Annotated in this window: 15 protein-coding genes; 11 read left to right on the top strand and 4 right to left on the bottom strand. The window is 63.6% G+C overall.

Going from position 1 to position 19,832, the window contains the following annotated elements; genetic code table 11:
* Positions 1 to 2: 2 nt before the first annotated feature.
* The 3 genes from HGO92_RS00070 to HGO92_RS23395 form a co-directional block, all read right to left on the bottom strand.
* Entirely contained in the window at positions 3 to 2,972 is a 2,970-nt protein-coding gene (locus tag HGO92_RS00070; RefSeq protein WP_169990834.1) for a hypothetical protein, read from the bottom strand.
* 85 nt (positions 2,973 to 3,057) lie between these two features.
* Positions 3,058 to 3,816, bottom strand: coding sequence for a peptidoglycan-binding protein (locus tag HGO92_RS00065; RefSeq protein ID WP_169990832.1), 759 nt, complete (start codon positions 3,814 to 3,816; stop codon positions 3,058 to 3,060).
* Positions 3,817 to 3,819: 3 nt separating this feature from the next.
* Positions 3,820 to 4,737, bottom strand: coding sequence for a peptidoglycan-binding protein (locus tag HGO92_RS23395; protein ID WP_205834048.1), 918 nt, complete (start codon positions 4,735 to 4,737; stop codon positions 3,820 to 3,822).
* A gap of 466 nt (positions 4,738 to 5,203) precedes the next feature.
* Here HGO92_RS23395 and HGO92_RS00055 point away from each other — a divergent pair, with 466 nt between their 5' ends.
* The 10 genes from HGO92_RS00055 to mfd all read left to right on the top strand — a co-directional run bounded on the left by HGO92_RS00055 (position 5,204) and on the right by mfd (position 19,129).
* Entirely contained in the window at positions 5,204 to 6,244 is a 1,041-nt protein-coding gene (locus HGO92_RS00055; protein WP_169990830.1) for a DUF808 domain-containing protein, read from the top strand.
* A 153-nt stretch (positions 6,245 to 6,397) separates the two neighbouring features.
* Positions 6,398 to 6,649, top strand: a complete 252-nt coding sequence (locus HGO92_RS00050) for a helix-turn-helix transcriptional regulator (RefSeq protein ID WP_169990828.1) — start codon at positions 6,398 to 6,400, stop codon at positions 6,647 to 6,649.
* Entirely contained in the window at positions 6,649 to 7,905 is a 1,257-nt protein-coding gene (locus HGO92_RS00045) for a type II toxin-antitoxin system HipA family toxin (protein WP_169990826.1), read from the top strand. The genes HGO92_RS00050 and HGO92_RS00045 overlap by 1 nt, the downstream gene beginning before the upstream one ends.
* Positions 7,906 to 8,115: 210 nt before the next feature.
* A complete protein-coding gene (locus HGO92_RS00040) occupies positions 8,116 to 10,899 on the top strand; it encodes an nSTAND1 domain-containing NTPase (RefSeq protein ID WP_169990824.1) in 2,784 nt (927 codons plus the stop codon).
* A complete protein-coding gene (locus HGO92_RS00035) occupies positions 10,896 to 12,377 on the top strand; it encodes a WD40 repeat domain-containing protein (RefSeq protein ID WP_169990823.1) in 1,482 nt (493 codons plus the stop codon). The genes HGO92_RS00040 and HGO92_RS00035 overlap by 4 nt, the downstream gene beginning before the upstream one ends.
* A gap of 36 nt (positions 12,378 to 12,413) precedes the next feature.
* Positions 12,414 to 13,583 carry a patatin-like phospholipase family protein gene (locus HGO92_RS00030; protein ID WP_169990821.1) on the top strand — a complete coding sequence of 390 codons (1,170 nt, stop codon included), beginning with the start codon at positions 12,414 to 12,416 and terminating at the stop codon, positions 13,581 to 13,583.
* 15 nt (positions 13,584 to 13,598) lie between these two features.
* A complete protein-coding gene (locus tag HGO92_RS00025; protein WP_169990819.1) occupies positions 13,599 to 13,988 on the top strand; it encodes a hypothetical protein in 390 nt (129 codons plus the stop codon).
* A gap of 137 nt (positions 13,989 to 14,125) precedes the next feature.
* Positions 14,126 to 14,671, top strand: coding sequence for a hypothetical protein (locus HGO92_RS00020; RefSeq protein WP_169990818.1), 546 nt, complete (start codon positions 14,126 to 14,128; stop codon positions 14,669 to 14,671).
* A 209-nt stretch (positions 14,672 to 14,880) separates the two neighbouring features.
* Positions 14,881 to 15,306 carry a hypothetical protein gene (locus tag HGO92_RS00015; RefSeq protein WP_169990816.1) on the top strand — a complete coding sequence of 142 codons (426 nt, stop codon included), beginning with the start codon at positions 14,881 to 14,883 and terminating at the stop codon, positions 15,304 to 15,306.
* A 250-nt stretch (positions 15,307 to 15,556) separates the two neighbouring features.
* Complete coding sequence (gene mfd, locus HGO92_RS00010; protein ID WP_169990814.1) at positions 15,557 to 19,129, top strand: transcription-repair coupling factor; 3,573 nt, start codon at positions 15,557 to 15,559, stop codon at positions 19,127 to 19,129.
* A 140-nt stretch (positions 19,130 to 19,269) separates the two neighbouring features.
* On the opposite strand, the gene HGO92_RS23390 is transcribed toward mfd, so the two are convergent.
* Complete coding sequence (locus HGO92_RS23390; protein WP_205834044.1) at positions 19,270 to 19,437, bottom strand: hypothetical protein; 168 nt, start codon at positions 19,435 to 19,437, stop codon at positions 19,270 to 19,272.
* Between HGO92_RS23390 and HGO92_RS00005 the strand changes: the two genes are divergently transcribed.
* Positions 19,427 to 19,832 (top strand): DUF7743 domain-containing protein (locus HGO92_RS00005; protein ID WP_205834042.1); only part of this gene is annotated, 406 nt, incomplete at its 3' end. The two genes, HGO92_RS23390 and HGO92_RS00005, sit on opposite strands and share 11 nt — an antisense overlap.

Genomic DNA, 19,832 nt, shown 5'->3' with positions numbered 1-19,832 from the left:
GTTCAGGCGAACGCCTGAAGATAAGCGACCCAGTCGGAAGGCCGGACAGACTGGGCGAACGTTGGATCCCCGCCGGATCCGGCGAATCGGCGTTCCACCGATAAGGTGATCGACTTGCTGATGAAGGCGATCTTGACGCTGACGGTCAGGCTCGCCTGGCCCCAAACTTCGCTGCCAGGGTCTTTCTTGCGGAAGGTGAATGCCAGGTAGAACTCCAGTGAGATGGAAATCAGTCCGAGCACATCCAGATACCCGCCGCACCGGAGGTAACCGGTGAGGGTGACGCTGGTACCGGTCAGTCCGAAGTAAATTCCGGCCATCACGGAGACGCCGCCTGAAGCGACTCCCAGATTCAGGCTGATATTGCCGCCGAACTCCAGCGACGCCTCGACCTGTTCCAGACCGTTGGCGCTCACACCGGCAGCGAAGAACCCGCCCCCGCCGAAGAGGCTGACAGTGAGCAGGAAGGGCTTGTGCCGCTCGCAGACCGCAAACCGCACTCCGGCCGGACGGTCAGTGAAGGGGATTGATAAGGCCGCGGTAAGGGCGATGTTCTGGATGCTGAAGATGCCCACGCCGATGCTCGGCACGCCGAGAGTGTATCCGGCCACAACCCCTTGCGAATCGACGGTCAGGAACGGAGGGTCGTCGAAGCCGTCGGAGGGCAGGATACTTTGCAGGGCGTTAACGAATTCCAATGGCCCGGCGAAGGCGATCTTGACGTCCTTGGCGCCGACCTCCATCTTCCTGCCCGCTTCCGCACGAAAGGAGAGTGTGCCGAATACCGCGCTCAGTGCCTCGGCGAAGATCAGCTCAATGTTCCGCAGCCGCCCGATAACGACGGCGCCGCCCTCGCCTTCCTGGGTAAGCCGGGTGGTGGCATCCAGCAGCAGATCCGCCTGTTGCATACCGATCTTGAGGAAGCCGAAATCATACTCCGGCAGCAGAGTAGGTTTCCAGATAAACCTGGACTCAACAGCCGGGGCGGCGCCCGCTGTTGCGGGAAGACGGCGGGAGGTGAGCCGGGGCGGATTGACCTTGAACCGAGGGTTATCAAGATCGGCCTGACTTGGAGGGGCAGCCGCGACGGCTGCGGAGGCATCGAACGGAAGGTCGGCCGGTAGGAGGTCCAGCAGCCGGATAGTGCCCAGGAACTTCGTATCCTTGAACGCAGACAGATCCAGTTTCCCCTGCTGCAGTTGTTCCGGGGACGAGACAGGTCCGAGCGTCCGGGATAGGGCTTGAGCATTCTGCGCGGGGCTGGCCAAACCGCCGCCGCGTTGTGATGGAAGGGCGATCGGCAGTTCGTCACGCATCCGCACAAATGTCTGTGCAGGGTTGCCGGCTTTATCGAACCCCTGCTTCAGGTAGTCCGTGTCGGGGACGAGCTCGGATACGGTGCCCGTTCCGAGGAGGTCATCCACGGCAGGGATGGATGCGGCGATGGAGGCGATGCGGGGCAGGAAGCGCGGAATGTAGGACCGCGGAGCGCCGGCGGCGTTCATGGGAAATGCGGGTGCCGGGTCGGCGGTGTGCGGTGGTTGCTCGATGTCGTAGCGGACGGTGTCCACCTTCAGGACCGTGGAACCGGGCCTGTCGCCGGGTGGGGCAACGGCCAGAGGTCGACCGGAAAACCCGATGGTGGCCACAATGCTGGGATCCTGGTTATGGAATACGGCGGCGATGGTCCGGTGACGGTCAATCCTGTCGTAGGGGACGAACATCAAAGGAAGGGTGAAATCCAGGGCATTGCCGGTGAGATCAGTGCCGGTGGCATTGAAGTGCAGCAGGTTCCGCTCCGGATCCAGCAGCCAGAACGGTCCGTAATCTTCCGGCGGTGGATCAATTCCTGCAGACGTTGTCGTGAGGCGGATGCTGTTCAGCGGAAACTCGCGGCCTTCGTAGGCATATGCCTTGGCCAATGGACCGTAGTTGATGACGGGTTCCTGGACCACCACTTCGAATTTCCGCAGCAGGTAGCCCCTGGAGCTGAACAGCGCGCCGCCGCCCGGCGCCTGTCCAACTACTTCAATACCGTCCGGGAGCCGTTCGACGGTTTTCACCAGTACTGCCCGGTGTCCGGTTCCGCATAGAAAGCCGAGCCTCACCGTCCGGACGACGTGGTCACGGCCCAGGGCAGCAACGTGCTGGTATTGACGAAGCCCCAGCGGCTCGATGCCGCTGCCTTGCAACTCTTCGGGCGGTAGCAAGGGAAAATCCCACTCGCTCTCGAGGTCTGCGTTTGCGCCCAGCGCGGTCAGCTCCAGTTTGTTCGCCTTGATCGGAACCGGTGTGTACCGGGCATCTGGGGGAAGTGCAATTCGGAAGTTGGAGCTGAGCTGAACAATCTGGTGCCGCTCGTTGTCCGTCAGTGAAGAGTTGAACGGTGTAGGTCCGGTGCGGTCCGCAAGCGCGCGGACGTCGGCGCCCTGGCTGATATCGCCGTCGTTATCTACTGTATGTAGCACCGCACTCCACAGTTGGTGCGTGTCCCCGACCTCGATAGTGCCACGCAGCGTCCGCCACCGCCCCAGAGCGTCCGGTGAGAGCAGCAGGCGATGGGGGAACTCGATGGCCGTTTCCAGATCATCCGGTGGCGACAACTCCGGGCTTGCTTCCTCCGGTGCTGTTCCGCGCGGCAGCGCCGCCGCGGAGAGTGCCGGCTCCCAGGTTGTCCAATCGAGCAGTCCCTCGACGGTCAGCGGGACCGGCGTACCGGTTGCGGGCAAACGGAACACCAAACGTGTAGGACCTGAAAGGGCGGTGCGGATAGGCGGCCTGGCTACAGGTCCGTCCCATACCTCTTCGGCAATCGCCTGAGGTGGAAAACGTACGACGGCGAATGCACCGCCCGTGTCCAGGCGGGGTACGACCGCGCGGCCATCGTCAGCCACATCCACGTTATGGAACTCGAATTCAAGCACCAGCAGGTCGTCGGGACGAAAGACACCGAAACGGTAGCTGCCGCTCATGATGCGCTCCTCGGATAGTCGCGAAAGCGTTTCTCCGGCCGTTTTCACCCAGGTCGACTAGTCCTGGAAGGACCGGCAACCAGGCTCAGCCCGGGATCAGGCCTGCGGCAACCAAAGCCGCGCCTATGGCTGCGCGGGTTATCGGGCCTATCAGGCCATCGGCAACGAGGCCGTTGGCCGTTTGGAATTGCATGATGGCCGCTGTTGTTCGGGGCCCGCTGATGCCGTCCCGCGTACCGGGATCATAGCCGAGCGCGATCAGCGCACCTTGAATCTCGTACACAGTGGATAGTGTGCCAAACTCCCCGAATCCGCCGGTTCCGCCGTTGGTGCCGCCTCCGTAGGAAGGCGGCGTTGTGCCGTCCTGGTGGAAGGTGACGGTGAAAGTGTCCGTCGTGTTCGCCGTCGACTGGAACAACTGATACAAATCGACTCCCACATACTGGCCGTTGACGATCTCAACCAGCGCCATATGTACGTGGGGCGTAGATGTGGCGATGACTTGTCCCAGCGGCTGTCCCCGGGTGACTTGCGAACCTTGTGACAGACCCGTGGGCAGGCTGTTCAGATGCGTGAAGAACGCTCCCATTCGATCGTTATGGGAACGCATAAAGATTTCCGCCCCATAGACCTTGCCGGCTGAGAGATTGATATTCTGCGTATTCAATCTGGTGATATGTCCGCCGAAGGCCGCGTGTACCCCGGTGCCACCCGGAGCGCCGAGATCCATGCCGTACTGAATGTACCAGTGCTCCGAAACATGTCCTCCCTGCCCCGGGCCTCCATAGGAGCGGTCATATCCGGCAGGGAAGGGATTGCTCACTTCCAAGTCGAAGGCGTTCATCCTTCAACCTCCATTTACCGATTGAATGCCGAGCTGACCAAGCGCTGCGGCCAAAGCGGCCCGCGTATTAGGGCCGGCGATGCCGTCTGAGGCCAGACCCTGATCGGTCTGGAATTGCCGGATAGCTGCGGTGGTCCGGCTGCCGCTGATGCCATCGATTGGACCCGGATCGTATCCGAGCGCTGTGAGGGCCGACTGGATTCCAGCTACCGTCGCCAAGTCAATCAGAGTGTCGGGGACCACCGGCCCTTGCGAACCGTTGCTGATAAGCAGCACTTCTGGATCAAGGCCTTCTGCATCTACTCGGGCTGCGTTCCGGAAACATTGTTGGTTGAGGTTGTTACGCGTGACAATTGTTCCGACTTCCGGGTTGAACCGGCACTCGGCCTCAGCACCCGTCCAGTTCCTCTGCGATACAAACGCTTGAAACCTGGGAAATCTGAACATGGGACCCATGCCCCAGGACATGCTGAGCAGGGCCAATTGCGCGTCTGCAGGCCAGGTATCGAAAGAGGCAAAATCCGACCTGCCCTTGAGCAGGGTCTCCATCTGATGTAGCTTTTCATCCACGATCCGATCAATTTCCTGGTTCGTGATGTGCAGGGTGGTTACTGGGGGAGCGAAATGCCCGCCGCCTCTAGGTGCCAGATCCATTCGGGCCTTCACTCTGTCCCACTCAGCATCGATCTCTGCAGGGTCAGCCGGACCGCTGCCGTTTCGTTGCCAGGCTATAGCGCGGGTAATTCGCAACGATGCCTCACGTTCGGCCGGTGTCGGTGGCGAGAGTTCCCGTGCAGTGGCATCTATCAGGTTCCCGACGCCGGTACTGACGAACCCTTTGACATCGAGGTACATGAACGGAACGCGGCCCTCGAGCGGAGCATTAAAAGTGGACCAATAATCTTGAACGCTGGCACGCATAGTTTTCCCCTGGACTCAGCGAAATAAAGTGCAGCAAGGCCGCTGCCGGATACAGGGACTTTCACAATCACCAGATGGCGTGTTCGGGTCACCTGACAGAGTGGGAAATGCTCAATAAAGACATGGATTACGTTCGTTCCCATATTGTCCAGCCGCCCATCTGACGCTGTCAATAATCAGTTTCGGTGTCTTTTAGGCAGCCCCGTAGCTGCGGTTGGAGGGCTGTGACTGCGGAATGCACGCTGCCCTCGGTGAAGATAAGTCCTTCGAGGGGGTGCGGCTTTACGCATTCCGGCCGGCGTGCGAGCGCAGCGAGGATCCGCAGCTTGGCGCGTGTCCGGGACTGCGCGCCGCGTTGCTGCCAGCCGGGCCGCCCGCCGTCATATACTCAAAGCATGCTGATCATGCGCGTCAACTGTGACCTCCACGACCATCAGTCCGCCGTCGTGCATTGCGGAGACGATCTGTGAGCGGCGGCCTTGTTGCCCTGCTGGACGACGTCGCAGCCCTGGCCCGCATAGCGGCCGCCTCGGTGGACGACGTCGCTGCCGGTGCCGCCAGGGCCGGGACCAAGGCCGCCGGTGTGGTGATCGACGACGCCGCTGTGACTCCGCAGTACGTATCCGGGGCGGACCCGTCCCGCGAACTGCCGATGATCAAAAAGATCTTCTGGGGCTCGCTCCGGAACAAGCTGTTGATCATCCTTCCGGCGCTGCTGCTTATCAGCGCCTTCATCCCGGTGATCATCCCGTTCATCCTCATGCTGGGCGGCACCTACCTTTGCTACGAGGGTGCGGAGAAGGTCTGGCACAAGGTCCGTGGTGACCATGAGGCCGAGCACACGCCGGCGGTCGAACGGGGCCCTGAGGCGGAGGCTAAGGTCACCAAGGGCGCGATCACCACCGACTTCATCCTGTCCTGCGAGATCATGGTCATCTCGATGAACGAGGTAGCCACCGAGTCGCTGTGGGTCCGGGCGTTCATCCTGGTTGTCGTGGCGATTGCGATTACGGCGATCGTTTACGGCGCCGTCGGGCTCATCGTCAAGATGGACGACATCGGCCTGCACCTGACCACCAAAAACTCCGCGGGCGCGAAACGCTTTGGCGCGCTGCTCGTCAAGGGCATGCCCGCCGTGCTCGCTGCGATCACCTTCGTCGGGACGATTGCCATGCTCTGGGTTGGTGGGCACATCATGCTCCAGGGGGTATATTCCCTCGGCTGGCACGCGCCGTACGACCTGGTCCACGTCCTCGAGGGCCCGTTCGCCGGGATCCCGGTGGCCGGTGGCTTCCTAGCCTGGCTCGTGAACACCCTGTGCTCGGCTGTCCTCGGACTCGCGTGGGGCCTCGTTATCATGGCCATCCTGCACCCGCTGCTGAAGGTGCTGCCGTTCGGCAAGAAGAAGGGCGGGCACGAAGAGGGCGATATCCGCGCCGCTGTCGCCGGCTACCGGCCGCCGGAGCGCGACTCCGCAGGAGATGGCGGTAAAAGACATACGGAATAGGGCCGGGCAGGAGTTCCTGCCGGTGTGCCAGGAACTCGGTGCGATGCTCATAATGTTGGGCATTTAGGTCCACACCAGCGAATGTCCATTATCTTGGACATTCGCGCTTCTTTGTCGTAATGTTCAAAATAGGCGACAAAGTGAGAGGGCAGTATGTGGGTACCGGGCTACGGTGCGGCCGATTTTGGCCGCTACGTGCGCCAGCAGCGCAAGGCGCAGGGTATGACCCAGGGCGAACTGGCCGAATGGGTAGGCGTTTCGCGCGGAACCATCATCGCTTTCGAGAACGGATCCGGCAGTGTCTCCCTTGATACTGCGCTGAAGGCCTTGGAGATCCTGGGCAGCTACTTTGCCCTCGCTCCAAAAGGCACGCCGGCCTCCGGCAACGGAGCGGAGGGCAGCTGATGCCTGCCGTCCGCCGGCTCGACGTCCTCCTGCACGGCCAGCTGACCGGACGCATCGAGATCCACCGCAACCGCAGCGCCACCTTCAGCTACACTCCCGAAACCGTGACCCGCCATGCCGGCCAGCCTCTGCTCTCCTGCTCCCTGCCGGTGGCCGCCGAGCCAGTCGGGCCCGTGCCAACGCGGAACTGGTTCGCGAACCTGCTGCCTGAAGGCGAACAGCGGGCTTCCGCAGCGGCAGCGGCAGGAGTTCCCGCCTACGATGACTTCGCCCTGTTGGAAGCCATCGGCTGGGAGTGTGCCGGCGCCGTCGCCGTCGGACCGGAAGGCTTCAAGCCGAACAGAGGCGGGCATTACCAGCCCCTTACCGACGATGAGGTGGCCGCACGGCTGGATACCCTGCCGCAGTGGCCCGTGGCCGGTGGCGGCGTGGTCCGCAGCTCGCTCGGCGGGGTCCAGTCCAAGCTGCTGCTTGCCCGGACACTGGAGGGGTGGGCACTGCCGCTTGAAGGGGCGCTGTCCACCCACATCATCAAGCCGGAGAAGATCGAGTATCCGGGCATGGCCGCCGCAGAGGGCTGGGCGATGACCGTCGCGTCCGCCGCAACGCCGGCCGCCGAGGTCTCCCTGCAAGCCAGCGCCCAAGGCAGGCCGGCGTTGATGGTCACCCGCTACGACCGGGAACCCGGGAACGGGGGCACCAGACGGATCCACCAGGAAGACGGCTGCCAGATGCTCGGCTCACCGCCGCTGGCCAAGTACTCGGACTCGCGCGTGAAAAACGAGGACGGGACTCCGGCCGTCCGGCCGTCCCTGGTCAAGATTTCACGGGTCCTGCGCCAGTATGCCCGCAACCCGCGTGAACAGCTGCAGGTGTTGCTGCGCCAGGTCATCGTCAACATAGCACTATGCAATGCCGATGCCCATGCCAAGAACACCTCTGTTCTCTTGACGCCGGGTGGGCTGACGGTCTCACCGCTTTACGATGTCGTGCCCACTCTGGCCTTCCTTCCCGCGACCGTGACCGCGGGCCTCTGGGTTGGCGGAATGGAGAACATCACGCGGATGACCCGCAGCCATCTGGCCGATGAAGGGGCTGCCTGGGGTATCCCGCGGCGGATGGCGGAAAAGACGGTCGACGAGACCCTTGACCGGCTGGACGCTGCGCTCGACACGGCGACGGAGCGGTTCCCGTCCGTACCGGCGGACATTCCCACGCTGGTCAAAGGCCAGATCGATCGGCTCCGGCAGGACTAGACAGGCTCACCAGCCGGAACATACTGGGCGGCCGAGGCGTGCGTGAGGGCCCGGCGTTGTCGAGGACGCGCTTGTTCACCGCTACCGTATGTTGGTGCAAGGAGGGGCCGTAACGCCCCAGTAACGCTCCCCTGATGAACTGAACGGTGGTACCCGCTCGCGGTTGCCACCGCTAGAAGTGCTTCTGCGCACGGAACCAGGGGTGAGAACATGTCTCGCGTCTTCTTGAGCCATTCGAGCAGAGACAGCCTCCAGGCCATCGCGTTGAAACGCTGGCTCGTGGAGCAGGTGCCGGGGCTGGAGGACGAGATCTTCCTGGACTTGGACCCTTATACAGGCATCGCACCGGGTGAGCGCTGGAAGGAGGCACTGCGTCGGGCCAACGAGCGCTGCGAGGTGGTGATCTGCCTGATCTCGGCTCATTGGGAATCCTCGCGCGAATGCCTGACCGAGTACCGGACGGCGGAGAATCTCGGCAAGCTGATCCTGTGCGCACGGCTCGAACCTGTGGAGAGCATTACCCGCGAGTGGCAGCGCTGCGACCTGTTCGGTGATGGTCCGGCTACCGAGATCCCGATTGAAGCAAACGGAACGGCCGGCGTCGTCGTCTTTCGTACAGAGGCGCTGCAACAGTTGCGACGGGGGTTGCGGAAGGCCGGGATCGGAGCGGAACATTTCGCTTGGCCGCCGTCGAGCGATCCGGACCGGGCCCCCTATCGGGGATGGGAGCCGCTGCAGGAAACGGACGCGGCGGTGTTTTTCGGCAGGGACGGGCAGATTGTCCGGGGTCTCGACGCTCTGCGGGGGATGCGCAGTTCCGGGGTGGAGTCCCTGTTCGTGATCCTCGGCCCCTCCGGCACAGGCAAGTCCTCATTCCTGCGGGCGGGGCTGCTGCCGCGGTTGCGGCGGGAGGACCGTCATTTCCTGCCGCTGGAGATAGTGCGTCCGGAGCGCAGCGCACTCACCGGAGAGCAGGGGTTCGCCCGCGCCATACAGGAGCTGCGCACCGGGCTGGGGCTGAGGCATCCGTCGCTGGGGCAAATCAAGGAAGCCTGCGTGCGAAACAACACCGACCGCATCCGGGAATGGCTGATGGAAGCCCGGAACGTTGCTGCGGAACGGCTGCAGGAGGCTCCGGAGGAAACTGAGGACCCTGAATCATTGGAGGAATCACCGGCGCCCACACTTGTGCTGCCGCTCGACCAGGCCGAGGAACTCTTCAACGCGGACGCGGGCCCCGAGGCAGCCGGCTTCCTGGACTTGGTGGCGCGGCTGCTTGAGTACGACGACGGCACCGGGCCGGCGCTCATCGTGGCCAGCACCATCCGCGCCGATTTCTACGAGGCGCTGCAGACCGCCCCGCAACTGGCCGGCATTAAAAGCGTTGTGTTCGACGAGCTCAAACCGATGCCCGTGGTCCAATTCAAAGAGGTCATCCTCGGACCCGCTGCCCGAGCCACGGCGGCCGGACATCCGCTGACGCTGGAGCCGGCCCTGGTGGACCGGCTGTTGGCCGACTGCACTGCCGGGGCCGACACACTGCCGCTGCTTGCCCTGACCCTTGCGCGGCTCTATCAGGACTATGGCGCCAGAGGCCAACTTACCCTTGCCGAGTACGAGGCGATGGGCGGGTTGCAGCGCGTGGTGCAGACGGAGGTCGACGCGCTGCTATCCCATCACCCCGAGCAGCGGCAGCGGCAGCTGGCGCTCCTGCGGTCGGCCTTCATCCCGTGGCTGGCGACGATCAATCCGGACAACGATCAGCCCATCCGCCGAGTGGCAAGTCTGGCCGACCTGCCGGGCGATGCCCGCCCGCTGGTCGATGCAATGGTGGAGAAGCGCCTGCTGGTTCAGGACAACCGCGGCGGGGAAACCGTTATCGAGGTGGCGCTGGAGAGCCTCCTGCGCCAGTGGGACGAGCTGGCCGGGTGGCTCGCCGCCGAGCGGGAGGACCTCAAAGAGGCGGACAACCTTGAGCGTGCGGCAGCCGCTTGGGAACGCAGCTCCCGCAACGAAGCGTGGCTCTTCGAAGGGGGAAGACTCATCGGTGCCGAACGGCTGTCCGCTCGGCCCGGATTCCGGAACCGGCTGGATCCGAACCGCGAATTCCTCCTGGCGTCACGTGCGCGGGAAGAGGAACGGAGTGTTGCCGAGAAGCGGCGGAAGGAAGCCGAGCTGCAGTCCGCCCGGGAGAAACAGGAAGCAGCCGAGGCGCACGCGGCGGTGCTGCGGAAACGATCGAAGGTGCTCAGAATGGTGCTGGCGGTAACGGCTGTCATCGCACTTGTTGCGGTGCTCGGCTTCGTCCTCGCCTTCTTCGCACAGGACCAGGCTGTTCGCAGTGCTGATGAAGCAGATCAGCGCAGTCGCGAGGCGACCGCCCTAAAGCTGGCCGCCGAAGGGCAGTCCATGCTGGCCGGGGCCCGCCCGGGCGGTGAGCTTCGCGGGATGCAGCAAATGCTGGCCGCGCAGTCGCTGGTGCGAACATCGGAAGGCGAGAGGGTAATTGTGGGCGCCGTTGTTGCCCAGCGCGATGTCCACAAGATGGTGCAGGTGACTCCTGCCTCCGAGGAGAGGCCGGCATCTCCTGTCAACAGTGCAGCGTTCAGCCCGGACGGAAAGCTGGCGGTTTCCGGCAGCGCCGATGGCTCTATTCGGCTGTGGGACGCGGAGACCGGTGAGCAGTTGTGGGAGCAGGGGAAGGCGCACGAGGGCGCAGTGAAGAGCGTGGCTTTCAGCCCCGATGACGACGGCGGCGCGCGCATTGTTTCCGGCGGCGAGGATGAGACGATACGGCTGTGGGACACGGAGACGGGCAAGTCTCGAGGGGAGCCGCTGACCGGGCACGATGGCTTTATCAACAGTGTTGCTTTCAGCCCCAACGACGGCGGCGCGCGCATTGTTTCGGGGGCGAGGACGGCACAGTGCGGCTGTGGGGCGCGGAGAGCGGTCAGCAGCTGCTGGAACCGATGGGAGTCCCCGGCAGCCCGGTGAAGAGTGTCGCGTTCGATCCAGCGGGGTCGAGGGTTGCATCCGGTGGGGCCGACAACCTGGTCCGTGTCTGGGGCGCGATCAGCGGCCAGCAGTTGTTCGTACTGGAGGCGCACGGCGGACAGGTCAACGGCGTCGCGTTCAGCCCCGATGGGAACCGGATCGCGTCGGCAAGTAACGACCGCACGGTGATGCTGTGGGATCTGACTACAGCCTTGCCTTCCGCGACGATGACCGGGCACACCAACTGGGTGCTAAGTGTCGCTTTCAGCCCGGACGGGCAACGGCTGGTTTCCGGCAGCACTGACTACACCCTGCAAATGTGGAACGTGGAAACGGGCGAGCCGACCGGCGCGGCGATGACCGGTCACGGGCTGGAAGTGTGGAGCGTGGACTTCAGTTCGAACGGCCGGCGGATCCTTTCAGGCATGGGTGACGGCACCATCCGTCTCTGGAACGCGGCCAGCGTCCCAATGGAGCAGACCAGCTGGGTCCTGAGCCTCGGGATCAGCCCCGAAGCAGACCGCGCCGTTTCCGGCGGTGGTGACGGCAGCATGACGATCTGGAACCTGGGCACCAGAAAGGCCGAAGGGGAGATGAGCGGGCATCAGGGCCCGGTGCTCGGGATTGCCTTCAGTCCGGATGGAAATCAAGTGGTCTCTGGCAGCGCGGATGGGACCGTGCGCCTGTGGAACGCGGAGTCCGGCGACCCGGTAGGGGAGCCGATGACCGGCAATGAAGGCGCCGTGAAGAGCGTGGCCTTCAGTCCCGACGGAAAACAGATGGTCTCCGGCGGCGCGGACGATTCAGTGCGCCTGTGGAACGCGGAGACCAGGGAGCCTGTTGGGAAGCCGATGACCGGCCATAAAGGCGACGTAAACAGCGTCGCCTTCAGTCCTGACGGGCAGCTGATAGCCTCCGGCGGCGAAGACAAGTCGGTGCGGCTCTGGGACGCGAAGACCGGAGAGCAACGGGGCGATGCGCTTGCCGGGCATGAAGCACCGGTGAACGGGGTGGCATTCAGCCACGACGGAAAGCGAGTTGCTTCGGGCAGCAGCGACAAGACGGTACGTCTGTGGGAGGTGGAAACCGGCGAGCCGTCGGCGGAACCTATGCGCGGACATGAGAGCGCGGTGAACCACGTAGCTTTCAGCCGGGACGGCCGGCATCTAGCGTCCGGGGGCGCTGACCGGATGGTGCGTCTGTGGGATGCGACCGGCAAGTCGATTGGTGATCCGATGGCGGGGCACTGGGATGCAGTGAAAACTGTTGCCTTCAGTCATGACAGCCGGCAGGTCATCTCGGGCAGCCAGGACAACAGTGTGCGCGTGTGGCCGGTCCCTGAAGACTGGACGAAAGCCTTGTGCGCCAAGCTGACCAGGAATATCAGCGAGCAGGAATGGGGCCAATGGATATCGTCGGATTTCGATTATGACCCGCCCTGCCCGGGGCTTCCGGTCCCAGGCGGCAAAGCCGGCTGACGCAACACCAACGCGGTAGGAAGGATCTCCAGGACCATGGCATACCAGACTTTGACTCTTGACGAACATTTCCATCCGGACGGCCTGCCCAAGCGGATTCTCGCCCTCGACGGCGGGGGCCTGCGCGGGATTCTGAGCCTCGGCATCCTGGAAAAGGTCGAGGACCTGCTCCGGGACCGCCATGGCGGCGGGAAGGACTTCCGGCTGTGCCATTACTTCGACCTGATCGCCGGGACCTCCACCGGGGCGATCATCGCAGCGGCTCTGGCCCAGGGACTGAGCGTCGCAGAGTTGCGGGAAAAGTACTTCAACCTGGGGCACCGCGTGTTTGAGCGGAGCCTGTTCCGCCAGGGCCTGCTGCGGGCCAAGTACAGCGAGGCAAGGCTGACTGACGAGTTGAAACAGTTGTTCGGCGCGGACACCCCCTTGTGCAGCTCTGAACTGCTGACCGGACTGCTGGTGGTACTCAAACGTCTGGATACCGGGAGTCCTTGGCCGGTGAGCAACAATCCCAGCGGCAGGTATTTTGCGGCAGGGGAGAACGGCAGGATGGGAAACGGTGATTATCACCTGTGGCGGGTGGTCCGCGCGTCTACTGCGGCGCCGTCGTACTTTGAACCGGAGACCATCACCATAACGGGCGCGTCTGGTCGGGAGTCTATTACCGGCAACTTTGTGGACGGCGGTGTCAGCCCGTACAACAATCCCGCCCTGCAGGCATTCATGTATGCCTCGCTCAAAGGCTACGGGATGGGCTGGGAGTCCGGCGCAGACAAGCTCCTGATCGTCTCTGTCGGCACCGGGGCGTCGGATCCCTCGGTTCGCAAGGCAAGACTGGCCGCCAGCCACGCCATCAGCGCGCTGATGTCCGTGATGCAGGACTGCGCGGTGCTGCAGGAGACGATGCTCCAGTGGATGTCTGCCAGCCCCACCGCCAGGGTGCTGGACCGGGAAGTGGGCGAGCTCGACGGCGATCTGCTCGCCGGCACGCCGTTGATGAGCTACCTGAGGTACAACGTTGACCTGCGCCCTGAGAGCATCCGGACCCTGGACGCAGACCTGGCTGAGACGGAGAAGGTCCGCTCGCTGAGTGCCATGGACGCCCCGGAAAACATGGAAACGCTGCACCGGCTCGGCCGGCTGGCCGGGGAGCGGGATGTGCGCGACACTGATTTCGGCGCCATCTTTGACCTGCCGCACGCCTGATCCGAAGGGACCGCTGTGAGTGAACTCCGCCGTTACCGACGCCGGCCGGACCAGTACGTCGTTGCCGTTCCGCTGCACCTGGAGACCCAGGGGCTTACCTACCGCAAGTGGGGTGCAGAGCAGCACGGCAAACCCGGAGACTGGTTAGTAGATAACGACGGCGACATCTACACGGTCGATGCCGACGTCTTCACCGCCACCTACCGCCAGGTCCGGCGGGGGGCCTACGTGAAATCCACCCCGGTCTGGGCTGAGGTTGCTCGGGAAGCCGGCAGCGTGGCCACCAAGGAAGGCCGCACCCATTACAACAGGGGCGACTATCTGGTTTACAACAACGAGGACGGCACGGACGGCTACGCGATGAGCGCGGAGAAGTTCGAATCGCATTACGAGCCGGACGACTGATGGTCTCGGAACGCGTTCCGAATAGCCGCGCGGTCCTCTCAGGCCAGTAATCCGGTGGGAATCCTGAAGGGGGCCGTGTCGCCCCGACGACACTGACGGATAGACTTGATGGTAGGAAGCGTGGGCAGAGAGGTGCCATGGCGGATAGAAGCTTTCGAGGCGACTCGCAGGACAAGCTGCCTCCTGAACCTGAGCTGGTCTCGGCCGCAGTCAACATGCATCGAAGCATGAAGGCCTTGGGCGCCGCCGCTGCAGCCGTGGAGACCCCGGTCTCCCCGCAGGTTGCCAGGAGTGTCCAGGCAACCGAGAATGTGTGGCGAGCGATCGAGGCTGAATTCGGCTTGCTCACAAGCACGCAAGTCTCTGCTGCGGTCGGCTCATCTACACCTAACCGCAGCTTCGCCTCCGACCAGCGGAAGGCCGGGAAGCTGATCGCCATCGAACGCCCCGGTGGTCTGCGCTATCCCGGTTTTCAGTTTGATCGGGAAACGCATGCCGTCCGCCCGGTCATAAGGGAGCTGATCCGGACGGCACGCACAGCCGGCCGCACGGATGCCAGCCTGGCTCTGTGGATGGTCGCCCCGACCGGATACCTTGACGGAGACCGCCCTGTCGACCGGCTGACCGACGATCCGGAAGCTGTCGTCGATGCAGCCGGCGAGTCTTTCTCCGCCGAATGGTGAAGCTGGTCCCAAGGTTCGCTTTTTCGGGTGCCAATTGAACTTGTCTACGCGCCTAGATAACTCTTGTCTAGCCTCCTAGACAAGAAGGGGTTTCGGGCCTAGGGTGGATTGTGTGGTCAAACGTCGAATGCTGCTGAGGGAGCTGAAGAGGTTTGCCAAAGAGAAGACTTCAACCACACGGCGGACTCGATCCGTAAGCAGTTAGGGAAGTGATCGCATTGAAAGTCACTGCAAAGGCGTTCCGTTCGGGCAATTGGTGGGCTATCGAAGTGCCGGAAGTTGCGGGCGTATTTAGCCAAGCAAAACGACTCGACCAGGTAGCCGAGATGGCCGCCGATGCTGTTGCGGTAATAAAGGGCGTCGATCCGAAGTCGATCGAAGTTACCGTCATTCCAGATTTGCCTCAGGCCCAGTTGGATGTCGTTGAGGCGTCACGTCAAATGGCCAAGCAGGCAGAAGAGTCACGCTTTGAAGCATTGCTCCTGTCTCGTCGAGCCATCAAAGATCTCAAAGCATCAGGCCTGACAGTGCGGGACATCGGGTTCATGCTTGGTCTTAGCCCTCAGCGCATTTCTCAGCTCGTTCCCGAAGAATCGAAGCAGCATCCTTCGAAGAGCACCAGGGCAAACGTCTAGAGATATTTGATCGCCGGGCAGGAGGACCGAGACATGTGTCGGTAATAGCGTGCATAAGCGAGCAGGTGCCGACCCAGGGATTCCAACAAGGGTCTGTCGATCGATGCCGAACTTGCCCGTTGATTCCCGGTCCGGTTCCCGGCTCAGAACGTCAGTCGTTGGCGGTAAACTTTTATCCGTGACCCCGGAGTTCTGCTGAACTTCGGGTATTCGTGTTGCGCCCTGCCGGGGAAGAGAAGGATGAAAGACCATGAGCCTGAACGGACTGCGGACTGCCCTCGCTGAAGATAAGTCCTTCGAGCGGGTACGGCTTTACGCGTCCCGGCCAGCGGGGGAGCGCAGCGAGGATCTGCAGATCGGCGCGCCTCCCGGGCTGCGCGCGGCGTTGCTGGCGGAGATGGTCGAGGGGCAGGATTCCGGCGTCGTTCTTGCGGTTACGGCTACCGGGCGCGAGACCGAGGATCTGGCCACGGCGCTGCGCTGCTACCTGCCGGCCGAGTCCATCGAGGAGTTCCCGAGCTGGGAAACACTCCCGCACGAGCGGCTTTCCCCGCGTTCGGACACGGTGGGCCGGCGTTTGTCCGTGCTGCGCCGGCTCAAGTACGACGACGCCGCCAGCCCGTTGCGTGTGGTGATCGCGCCCGTGCGCGCGGTGCTGCAGCCGCTGGTCAAGGGCCTGGGCGAGCTCAAGCCGGTGTCGCTGAAGGTGGGGGACGAGGTCTCCTTCGAGTCCGTGGTCCGGCAGCTGGCCGATGCCGCCTACGCGCGGGTGGACATGGTCACGCACCGGGGTGAATTCGCGGTGCGCGGCGGGATCCTGGATGTCTTCCCGCCCACTGAGGACCATCCGGTGCGCATCGATTTCTTCGGCGACGAGGTGGACCAGATGCGCTGGTTCGCCGTGGCCGACCAGCGCAGCCTCTCGGGCGAGAACGTCAAGCACCCCAGCGCGCTGTACGCCCCGCCGTGCCGCGAGCTGCTGATCACCCCGGACGTGATGAGCCGGGCGGCGAGGCTGAAATCCCAGATGCCAGCCGCGGCGGACATGCTGGAAAAGATAGCCGGCGGCATCGCCGTCGAGGGCATGGAGTCGCTGGCCCCGGTGCTGGTGGACGCCATGGTCCCGTTCCTGGGCGAGCTGCCGGAAGGCTCCCTCGCCGTCGTTATTGAGCCGGAAAAGGTGCGCGCCCGCGCCCACGATCTCGAAGCGACCAACGCGGAGTTCCTCGCCGCGGCGTGGGCCACGGCGTCCGACGGCGGCGACGCCCCGCTGGACCTGGCGCTGCAGGGGGACCTGGACGAGGCGAGCTTCCGCTCCCTGGCCGACACCCGCACCACCGCGCTGGACCGCAAGGTCTCCTGGTGGTCCATCACCTCCTTCAACCCGGACGATGAAACCGTGCTGGACGTGGACACGCTGACCGTCAGCGCGCGCGAACCCCGCGGCTACCAGGGCGACGTGGCCGAAATGATGGAGTTCATCGGCTCCCGCGTCCGCGACCAGTGGCGCGTCGTCGTCGCCACCGAAGGCCCCGGCCCCGCACAGCGCCTGGCCGAGCTCTTCCACGACAATGACATTCCCGCCACCCGCGTCGACTCCCTCGAGGACCAGCCGCAGCCGGGCATCATCGAAATTACGACGGCGAGTGCGGGCAAGGGGTTCGTCTTCGACGGGTTGAAACTCGGCCTGCTCACCGAGGCGGACCTGCTGGGCCGGACCTCCGCTGCCGGCACCCGCGACATGCGCAAGATGCCCTCGAAGCGCCGCAACGCCGTCGATCCTCTGCAGCTGACCGCGGGTGACTTCGTGGTGCACGAGCAGCACGGCGTGGGCAAGTTCATCGAGCTCCTGCAGCGCTCCTCCGGGGCCGGACCCACCAAGACCATGCGCGAATACCTGGTGCTGGAGTACGCGCCGTCCAAGCGCGGGGCGCCGGGGGACCGGCTGTTTGTGCCCACGGACCAGCTGGACCAGGTCACCCGCTACGTCGGCGGCGAGGCGCCCGCACTGTCCAAGATGGGCGGCTCGGACTGGGCCAACACCAAGAACAAGGCGCGCAAGGCAGTCAAGGAGATCGCCGGCGAGCTCATCCGGCTGTACTCGGCGCGGATGGCCTCGCGCGGGCACGCCTTCGCCCCGGACACCCCGTGGCAGCGCGAGCTGGAGGAGGCGTTCCCGTACATCGAGACGCCGGACCAGCTGACCACCATCAACGAGGTCAAGCAGGACATGGAGCGCGAGATCCCCATGGACCGACTGGTCTCCGGCGACGTGGGCTACGGCAAGACCGAGATCGCCGTGCGCGCCGCGTTCAAGGCGGTGCAGGACGGCAAGCAGGTGGCGCTGCTGGTGCCCACCACCCTGCTCTCGCAGCAGCACTACGAGACGTTCTCCGAAAGGTTCAGCGGCTTCCCCATCCGGGTCAAGGCGCTCTCCCGCTTCCAGACCGCCAAGGAATCCAAGGAGACCATCGAGGGCGTGAAGAACGGCACGGTGGACGTGGTCATCGGCACGCACCGGCTGCTGTCCAAGGAAGTGGACTTCAAGGATCTGGGCCTGGTCGTCGTGGACGAGGAGCAGCGCTTCGGCGTGGAGCACAAGGAGGCGCTGAAAAAGATGCGCACCAATGTGGACGTCCTGGCCATGAGTGCGACGCCGATTCCACGGACCTTGGAGATGTCGCTGACCGGGATCCGCGAGACCTCCACTTTGGCCACGCCCCCGGAAGAGCGGCACCCTGTATTGACCTACGTGGGCGGGTACACGGACAAGCAGGCCTCGGCCGCCATCCGGCGCGAGCTGATGCGCGAGGGCCAGGTGTTCTTCGTGCATAACCGGGTCTCCTCGATTGATGCGACCGCGGCCCACATCCGCGAGCTGATACCCGAGGCCCGGGTGGAAGTAGCGCACGGGCGGATGAGCGAATCCAAGCTCGAGCAGATCATCGTGGACTTCTGGGAGAAGCGCTTCGACGTGCTGGTCTGCACCACCATCATCGAAACCGGCCTGGACATCTCCAACGCCAACACGCTAATTGTGGACCGGGCCGATAACTATGGCCTGTCCCAGCTGCACCAGCTGCGTGGCCGTGTGGGCCGTGGGCGCGAGCGGGCCTATGCCTACTTCCTCTACCCGGCGGAGAAGCCGTTGGGCGAGGTCGCGCTGGAGCGGTTGAAGGCCGTGGCCTCCCACAACGAGCTGGGCGCCGGCATGCAGCTGGCCCTGAAGGACCTGGAGATCCGTGGCGCCGGCAACCTCCTGGGCGGGGAGCAGTCCGGGCACATCCAGGGCGTCGGGTTCGACCTCTACATCCGGCTGGTCGGCGAAGCCGTGGCGGACTACCGCGGCGAAGCCGAAGAGAAGGCCGCCGAGATGAAGATCGAGCTGCCTGTTAACGCCCACCTCCCGCACGACTACGTCCCGGGGGAGCGGCTGCGCCTGGAGGCCTACCGGAAGCTTGCCTCTGCGACAACGCTAGAGGGTATCGACGAGGTGGTCGAGGAACTGACCGACCGCTACGGCGAACCGCCCCTGCCCGTGCAGAACCTCATCGCCGTGGCACGGTTCCGGGTTGGTGCCCGCGAGGTCGGCCTGACCGACGTGGCGCTGCAGGGCAACTTCATCAAGTTCGCCCCGGCCTCCCTGCCCGAGTCCAAGACCATGCGCCTGAACCGCATGTACCCCGGCTCCCAGGTCAAACCCAACCTGGACTTCATCCTCATCCCCAAGCCCAAAACCTCACGCATCGGCGGCCGCGATCTCTCCGACCAAGCCGTCCTCGAATGGGCCCAAGGCGTCATCGACGCGGTGTTTAAGGGGTAGCGGATTTGGTCGGGTCCTCACGCGGTCCCGGTGTCTTGACGGAACCGATACGACACCCCTTGCATCGGTTCCATAACTACTTGTGAAAACGATTTTCCCGACCTAAATCTTGCATCCGTGATGTGTAGAATCTTTTGGGGTCATTCTTGGCTCCGTAGTTGGAGAATCTTGAGTTCTTGTAGGCCGAGTTCGCGCTGCTTGAAATCGTCATAAGTTGGGGGATCTTTGAAGTCCACGCCGTCGTTCCGCTTGCCCGATAGCCTTTCCAAACCTATCGCTGCAGCCATCGCCATTGCCATGGTGGTCATTCTCGTGATAATCGTCCTGCCAGCCCAACAGGCATCGGCAAACGTTGGCACGGATTTGACCGCGCCTGTGGTTGAGGAGCTGAGTTTCTCTCCTGAGTCGGTGGATGTTTCCGATGGTCCGGCGACGGTCCAGGTTCGTGCGCGGATTACTGATGACATCTCGGGCGTTAAGTGGCCGTATGTGACTTTTAGAAACGATGCCACGGATGAATACTTCTTAGGGAACCTTTATCTTCAGTCCGGTGATGAACTGGACGGTGTTTATACGGGATCGGCTGCTATTCCTCGGGGTGCGTTGCCTGGTGATTGGCATCTTAGTATCCGGGCTGCCGATGCAGCTGGTAACGGCACAACGATTAACGCCACAGAAACCCTGAACCTACCCAAGTTGCGCG

This window comes from Crystallibacter degradans (assembly GCF_012952295.1).
Taxonomy (GTDB): domain Bacteria; phylum Actinomycetota; class Actinomycetes; order Actinomycetales; family Micrococcaceae; genus Crystallibacter; species Crystallibacter degradans.
Note: the sequence above shows the minus strand (reverse complement) of the source record. Positions and strands in the feature narration are given on the sequence as shown.

What these genes read in the sequence shown, in the direction of transcription:
- HGO92_RS00070 (WP_169990834.1), bottom strand. Translation starts at nt 2,972, where the DNA reads ATGAGCGGCAGCTACCGTTTCGGTGTCTTTCGTCCCGACGACCTGCTG.
- HGO92_RS00065 (WP_169990832.1), bottom strand. Translation starts at nt 3,816, where the DNA reads ATGAACGCCTTCGACTTGGAAGTGAGCAATCCCTTCCCTGCCGGATAT.
- HGO92_RS23395 (WP_205834048.1), bottom strand. Translation starts at nt 4,737, where the DNA reads ATGCGTGCCAGCGTTCAAGATTATTGGTCCACTTTTAATGCTCCGCTC.
- HGO92_RS00050 (WP_169990828.1), top strand. Translation starts at nt 6,398, where the DNA reads ATGTGGGTACCGGGCTACGGTGCGGCCGATTTTGGCCGCTACGTGCGC.
- HGO92_RS00045 (WP_169990826.1), top strand. Translation starts at nt 6,649, where the DNA reads ATGCCTGCCGTCCGCCGGCTCGACGTCCTCCTGCACGGCCAGCTGACC.
- HGO92_RS00040 (WP_169990824.1), top strand. Translation starts at nt 8,116, where the DNA reads ATGTCTCGCGTCTTCTTGAGCCATTCGAGCAGAGACAGCCTCCAGGCC.
- HGO92_RS00030 (WP_169990821.1), top strand. Translation starts at nt 12,414, where the DNA reads ATGGCATACCAGACTTTGACTCTTGACGAACATTTCCATCCGGACGGC.
- HGO92_RS00020 (WP_169990818.1), top strand. Translation starts at nt 14,126, where the DNA reads ATGGCGGATAGAAGCTTTCGAGGCGACTCGCAGGACAAGCTGCCTCCT.
- mfd (WP_169990814.1), top strand. Translation starts at nt 15,557, where the DNA reads ATGAGCCTGAACGGACTGCGGACTGCCCTCGCTGAAGATAAGTCCTTC.
- HGO92_RS23390 (WP_205834044.1), bottom strand. Translation starts at nt 19,437, where the DNA reads ATGACCACCATGGCAATGGCGATGGCTGCAGCGATAGGTTTGGAAAGG.